The 7724-nt window shown below is 41.7% G+C and carries 2 protein-coding genes; both read right to left on the bottom strand.

The window, feature by feature from the left end:
* On the bottom strand, positions 1-2576 hold a 2576-nt coding region (locus A5875_RS21910; RefSeq protein WP_088935673.1), incomplete at its 3' end, for a BspA family leucine-rich repeat surface protein.
* A gap of 246 nt (positions 2577-2822) precedes the next feature.
* Positions 2823-7652, bottom strand: a complete 4830-nt coding sequence (locus A5875_RS21905; protein WP_176244779.1) for an InlB B-repeat-containing protein — start codon at positions 7650-7652, stop codon at positions 2823-2825.
* Positions 7653-7724 lie beyond the last annotated feature (72 nt).

The raw sequence follows: 7724 nt of genomic DNA, 5'->3' as shown, positions 1-7724 counted from the left end.
CTTGAAAATATACCCATCATATTCTGAACACGGCTCGTATCCCAACCTGATAAGTTTAATTTTTGCAACTGCGCACAATTAGAAAACATAGCATCCATAACAGTAACATTGCTCGTGTCCCAACCTGATAAGTTTAATTCTTGCAACTGCGTACAGCCAGAAAACATATCATTTGTCCATTCCAATTCACTTGTATCCCAACTGGATAGGTCTAACTTTTCCAACTGATTACAATTTTCAAACATATCATTCATCCACCGAATTTGGTTTGTATCCCAATCTGATAAGTCTAACGCTTTCAACTGTGTACAGTTGTAAAACATACTGGTAGTGTACTGAACACTGGACGTATCCCAACCTGTTAGGTTTAAGGATTTCAACTCACTACAGAAATAAAACATAGCGGCCATATTATGAACATTACTCGTATTCCAGCTGGATACGTCTAAGTCTTGCAACTGATTACATTCATAAAACATATTACTCATATCCTTAACTCGACTTGTATCCCAGTCGGAGAGTTCCAAATATAGTAACTGACCAGATTCTCTAAACATATTGCTCATATTCTCTACTTGGCTCGTATCCCATGTAGCAACGTTTAGTTTTTGCAACTGAATACACTCACGAAACATATTCCTCATATCCTTAACTCGACTTGTATTCCAGTCGGAAAAGTCTAAATTTTGCAACTGTGTGCAGCCCCAGAACATACTCTCCATATTCTCTACTTGGCTCGTATCCCAAGCCGTTATGTGCAATTCTTGCAACCCCTTACACAAATAAAACATAAAGCTCATATCGTCAATCTCCGAACAATCCGCATTCCCAAAATCAACAGTTGTTAATGTGTAATTAGGTGCACCAGTAGTATGGTCAAACAAATTCTTAAACGTCCCTACCAACTTAACAGGCGTCTCCCCTTCACCAGCCGATTCAATTTTGAAGCTTTTTGTTGGCGTCCCATTTTCATTAGCCATCTTACTTTTTAACACAGTTCCCAAATCAATTTCCACTGGCTTTCCGTAAATCTTCACCGGAACGGTGATATTGGTCAGGTCACCATTATAAGAGGTAATCTCCATATATGTTCCTCTATCTTCAAAACCCCAACCTTCAGCAGTCGGATTGGAGAAAGTCTCGATCTTATACGTATGATTTGTTGCTGTTTCAGTCAACTTATTATGTGCTTCAATGAAATCCGCTGTTGAATCATACATTTCCGCAAAATCATCCTTCACCCAACGAGAGGTCGTTTCAGGAAGCCCACGTAAGCCAGTATTACCTTTAAACTTAAAGTCTGAAGACAGTGTCAACGTTGAAAGGTTGTTGCTGTTATAAAATATTCTATTCATTTCCTGAACTCGACTCGTATTCCAGCCGGATAAGTCTAAGTCTTGCAACTGAGTACACTCTTGAAACATCAAGTCCATATCCTGTACTTGGTTCGTTTCCCAGTTGGATAAGTCTAATTTTCGCAACTGACTACACGCTCGAAACATGGCGTACATATCCTGAACATTGCTCGTATCCCAGCCGGAGAGGTCTAACTCTTGCAACTGATTACACATACCAAACATAAAGTCCATATCCTGTACTCGGCTCGTTTTCCAGCCGGATACGTCTAGTTCTTTCAACTCTATACATTCGAAAAACATAAATTCCATATTCTGAACTTGACTCGTATTCCAGCTGGATACGTCTAAGTCTTGCAACACAGTACAATTCTCAAACATAGAGCTCATATTCTGAACTTGGCTCGTATTCCAGCCGGTTACGTTCAAATCTCGCAACTTACTACATCCACGAAACATATAGCTCATATCCTGAATTCCCGAACAATCTGCATTCCCAAAATCCACAGAGGTGAGTGTAGTATTAAAATAATATCCGCCACCCGACGGACGAGCAAACAACGCCTTAAACGTCCCTACCAACTTAACAGGTGTCTCCCCTTCACCAGACGATTCAATTTTGAAGGTTTCTGTTGGCGTACCATAATAATTTGCCATCTTCTCTTTCAACACAGTCCCCAAATTAATTTGCACTGGCAATCCATCAATCTTCGCCGGAACGGTAATATCCACCAAGTCCCCTTTGTAATCGGTGATTTCTACATACGTTCCTCGATTTTCATACTCCCAGCCTTCACTATTAGTATCCGCTAGAGGTTGCGCTTGTGCGCGTGTTTTAGCGGTGTCAGCTTGTTGATCCGTTTCTTCTGATTTTTTTTCTTCATTAGCGGACTTTGGTTCGGTTTCTTTTGGGGCTTTGGCATCATCAGTTGTACTTGGTGGTGTTTCTTGTGGTGCGGGTTCATCATTTGCGGTGGTCGGCGGTGTTTCTGAGCTAAGTTCGCTGCTTGCTATGGTAGGTAAAGTGGTGTTGCTTTGTTGTACTTGCGTGGTCTCTGCTTCGGTCGCTATTTCTGTCGCCAATACTTGTACTGGTACAATCGCGTAGCTGCCTAAGACGATCAGTACACTTCCAGCGACACTTATTAATTGCTTATTGATCTTCTTATAAACAAATCGCTGGATTCGTTCAGCATTTTTTCCCATTCTTTTATTGTTCATCTTGATCCCCCAGACTCTTGTCTTGCCCGTTTTCTTGTTGTCAAATCAGCTATTTCACACTATTAATTATATCTGATTTTGAAAGTCGCCCCTGTTGATAATCGAGGAAACGCGCAACTATCCTTCCCATTAATTTTCAATTTTTTGAATAAAAAAGGAGGAACAATTGATTGACTATTTTTATTAAATAATTCCGCGCAAAAAAAGAACCTGAGACACACATCCCAAGTCCTTCTCTAACTCACTTTATTTCTTGTTCTTCTTAACCAAAGCAACGACTGCCGCAACTAACCCAGTTCCAATGAATCCCGGCCAAATGGTTGTAATCATGTTTGTCCGCGGGTATTGTTTCGCTTGCGCTGTTGGATAGACCTTTTTGCTTACTGGTATATTCGTCGTTCCCACAGGTGTTGGTGCGGTCGCATCTTTCAAAGTTAGTCCTTTGATCGCTGCTTGCAGTTTCGCCAATACTTGTTCGGCTTTGAGTGGATCAGGATTGACTTCTTTCAGTAAATCCTCGGCAGCCTTTTTGGCTTCTTGGTAATTTTTCCAGCTATCCTCGGTGTAATCCTGTTCCTTGCGGTTCTTTTGATTTTCTTCTTTTAGGATATCTTCAATGACTTCTGTTGTTTTGATTTTTTCCCATTTCGCAGTTAGGTTTTTGTCGCCGATCGATCCTTTTGGCAGTTCGGTCACTTTCGTTTCACCATCATACCAGCCTAAGAAGCGATAGCCGATCCGCGCTGGTTCTGGTAATTTGGTAACAGCATTTTCAGTGGTGAACGTAATCGGATCAATTGCGCTACCGCCGGCGCTGTCAAAGTTGACCTTGTACGTAATTGCCTCGTATTGTGCCGATAGTCTCAAGTTTCCGATCGTACCAGCCGCCAAACTGCGAACGATGGAATTTGTACTTTGGGTACTACGATTCAGCTTTTCTTCACTGACCAACCAGCCCAAGAAACGATAGCCCGCTCGTTCAGGTCCGTCAGGTAGAGCAATCGATTGATCTGAAATCGTGTATGTGATCGGACTAAGCCCTTCATCCGCAAAAGTAATCGTATAAGGAATCGCCCCCCATTTCGCGGTCAGCGTACGATCACTCGTGCCGCCAATTGGGATCTCAGTCACTAGCTTTTCACCTTCAAACCAGCCCATAAATTTGTAGCCTTTTCGGGTTGGCGTTGGCAAATTTGAAATAGTTTCTTCTATTGTATAAGCCATTGAATCGATGGAATTGCCGCCGGAGCTGTCGAAGGTCACTTTATAGGTTACTGGCGTCCATTTCGCTATCAAGGTACGATCGCCCGTTTCACCTTTTTCGATCTTCGTTACTTTTTCCTCACCGTTATACCAGCCTTCAAACGTGTAACCGGTACGGGTTGGCGTTTCAAAGTTGTCAATCCCTTTTTCGATTGTGTAGGTCATTGGTGAAATGGCCGAACCATTCTTGCTATCAAAAGTAACAGTGTACGTCTCAATTTTCCATTTTGCTTCTAGCGACCGATTACCCGTTTCACCGTTTGGAATTGTTTCGACTTTTGTTTGTCCGTCATACCAGCCCTCAAAGATATAACCGAGACGGGTCGGCGTTTCAAATGTATTAATTCCTTGTTCGATCGTATAGGTCTTTGGTGAAATGACCGAACCATTGTTGCTATCAAAAATGACAGTGTACGTCTCCAATTTCCATTTGGCTTCTAACGTACGATTACCCGTTTCTCCATCCTTAATCTCTGTTACTTTATCTTCTCCGTCATACCAGCCTTCAAATGTATAGCCGGAACGGGTTGGCGTTTCGAACTTCTCGATTCCTTTTTCGATCGTGTACTCTTTATCTGAGACTTGAGATCCGTTTTTACTATCAAACGTGACTTTATAAACCTTTGCTGTCCACTTGGCACTTAAATCACGATTGCCCGTTTCTCCTTTATCGATTTTTTCGACTTTATTTTCACCGTCGTACCAGCCTTCAAACACGTAATGTTCCCTTGTTGGTGTCTCAAACGAGTCGATCCCTTGTTCGACCGTGTACTCTTTATTTGAAACTTGTGTGCCGCCTTTACTATTAAAGGTAACTTTATACGTTTCCAGTTTCCATTTGGCTTCTAACGTCCGGCTGCCAGTTTCGCCGGTTTCGATCTTCGTTACTTTTTTGGCTCCATCATACCACCCTTCAAACGTATAGCCAGAACGGGTTGGCGTTCCAAACGAGTCGATTCCTTTTTCGATCGTATAATTCTTACTGGTAGTGGGCTTGCCGTCCTTAGTATCAAAAGTAACGATATAAGTGATCGGGTTCCATTGGGCATAAAGTTTTACCTGTACACCTTCAGTTGTCGATAAATTTTTGACCGATTCTTTATCTGAGTAACTGTCTCCGCCGCCATTAGATTCTTTATTCCACCCGTCAAAATCATAGCCATTACGAGTAAATTGATTGGCAGGCAGTTGCTGCTCTTCATCCACAGACAACTCCTGATCGCTCATAGTCCCTTCACCCTTATTAGCATCAAACTGGATCGTATATCTGGCCTTGCGCCAGCTTGCGACTAACTCAACAGGTTCAGTGATTGGAGTCTTAAAAGAGAAAGGTTCGTCGTTGAGTGTCCACCCATCAAAGATTAAGTCGCCCTTCTTCTCTGAATAGTCTGGTTTTTCAGCGAATTGATTTTCAAAAACTTGTTGGGACGCAGGGATATTTCCTTCACCACCATTTAGATTAAAGGAAACCTCATATTTCTTCTTAATCGTATATACATGATTCGTAGATGCTCCAGTCAAATTATTATGTGCAGTCGTAAAATCAGCGGTTGAATCATAATCCGCTTTATAGTTATCCTTCACCCAGTGATAAGTCGTTTTTCCTGAGGGATTAGGAAGTTCTCGGAACCAATGACCATTCATAAACTCAAAGTCTGAAGACAGTGTCAACTTTGAAAGGTTATTGCTGCCATAAAACATCCAACCCATATCCAAAACATTGCTCGTATTCCAGCCAGTTAAATCTAACTCTTTCAACTCACTACAGTCTAAGAACATACCGCTCATATCCTGAACTTTGCTCGTATTCCAGCCGGATAAATTTAAGTCTTTCAACTGACTACATCTAACAAACATAGAGCCCATATCCTGAACCTGGCTCGTATCCCAGCCGGAAAAGTTTAAGTCTTTCAACCGACTACACATATAAAACATAGAACTCATATTCTCTACTTTACTCGTATTCCAACCGGATAGGTTTAAGTCTTTCAACTGACTACAGAAAGAAAACATACTATCCATATCCCTAACTTTGCTCGTATTCCAACTGGATAAGTTTAAGTCTTTCAACTGATTACACTCAAAAAACATAGTGCTCATATTCTCTACTTTGCTCGTATTCCAGCCGGATACGTCTAATTCTTGCAACTTTTCACAATAATAAAACATCCCGCTCATATTCTCTACTTTGCTCGTATTCCAGCCAGATAAGTCTAGTTCTTGCAACTGAGTACATTTCGCAAACATATAGCTCATATCCTCAATTTCCGAACAATCTGCATTCCCAAAATCAACAGAGGTGAGTGTAGTATTAGAATAATATCCGCCACCCATCGGACGAGCAAACAAATCCTTAAACGTCCCTACCACCTTAACAGGCGTCTCCCCTTCACCAGCCGATTCAATTCTGAACTTTTTAGTCGGCGCTGCATCCTTATTTGCCATCTGATCTTTCAACACAGTCCCCAAATCAATTTCCACTGGTTTCCCATAAATCTTCGCCGGAACGGTGATATTGGTCGGATCACCATTATAAGAGGTAATCTCCATATAGCTTCCTTTATCATCAAACCCCCATCCTTCAGCAGTCGGATTATCTAAAGTCTTAATCGTATAAGTATGATTTGTTGCTGTCTCAGTCAAGTTATTATGCGCTGCAATGAAAGCAGCTGTTGTATCATACATTGCCGCAAAATCATCCTTCACCCAACGAGAGGTCGTTTTTGGAAGCCCACGTAAGCCAGTATTATCTTTAAACTCAAAGTCTGAAGACAGTGTCAAGTTTGAAAGGTTGTTGCTGCCAGTAAACATCAAAAACATATCCTGAACTTGACTCGTATCCCAGCCGGATAGGTTTAAATCTGTCAACTGACTACACCTAAAAAACATATTGCTCATATTTTCTACATTGCTCGTATCCCATCCGGTTAAGTTTAAATTTTTCAACTGACTACAACCGTCAAACATTTGTTCCATAGTTTGAACATGGCTCGTATTCCAACTAGACAGGTCTAATTCTTGCAACTGAGTACATTTACCAAACATAGAGCTCATATCCCTAATTTCCGAACAATCCGCATTCCCAAAATCAACTGAGATTAATGTGTTATTGGAGTAAGAAGCTGTAGGATCGCCTGAACGAGCAAACAGAGTCTCAAACGTCCCTACCACCTTAACAGGTGTCTCCCCTTCACCAGCCGATTCAATCTTGAAGGTTTGCGTTACCGCCTCATCTAAATTTGCCATCTTCTCTTTCAACACAGTTCCCAAATTAATTTCCACCGGTAATCCATCAATCTTCGCCGGAACGGTAATATCCACCAAGTTCCCTGCGTAATCTGTAATTTCTACATAGGTTCCTCGATTTTCATACTCCCAGCCTTCACTAGTCGTATTGGCACGAGGTTGCGGTTGTGCGCGTGTTTTGGCGGTGTCGGCTTGTTGATCCGATTCATCTGATTTTTTTTCTTCATCAGCGGACTTTGGTTCGGTTTCTTTTGGGGCTTTGGCATCATCATTTGTAGTTGGTGGTGTTTCTTGGGCTGCGCCTTCTTGATTTGCGGTGGTCGGCGGTGTTTCTGATGCAAGCTCGCTGCTTGCTACGGTAGGTAAAGCGGCGGTGTTTGGTTGTATTTGGGCTGCTTCTTCGGTTGCTGTTTCTGTTTCTGTTGCTAATACTTGTATTGGTACGATCGCGTAGCTACCTAAGACGATCAGTACACTTCCAGCGACACTGATCAATTGCTTATTGATCTTCTTGTAAACAAATCGCTGGATTCGTTCAGCATGTTTTCCCATTCTTTTTTTGTTCATCTCCATCCCCCAGATTCTTTGTCTTTTCCACTTTATTTCTAAACAAACTATCTATTTTTCCTGTTATTATTC

It is taken from the genome of Enterococcus sp. 3H8_DIV0648, from assembly GCF_002140655.1.
Lineage (GTDB): Bacteria > Bacillota > Bacilli > Lactobacillales > Enterococcaceae > Enterococcus_A > Enterococcus_A hulanensis.
The sequence above is the reverse complement of the archived record's forward strand: the minus strand, read 5'-3'. Positions and strand labels throughout refer to the sequence as shown.

Coding starts and splice junctions, on each gene's coding strand:
- A5875_RS21905 (WP_176244779.1), bottom strand. CDS start 7,652: ATGAACAAAAAAAGAATGGGAAAACATGCTGAACGAATCCAGCGATTT.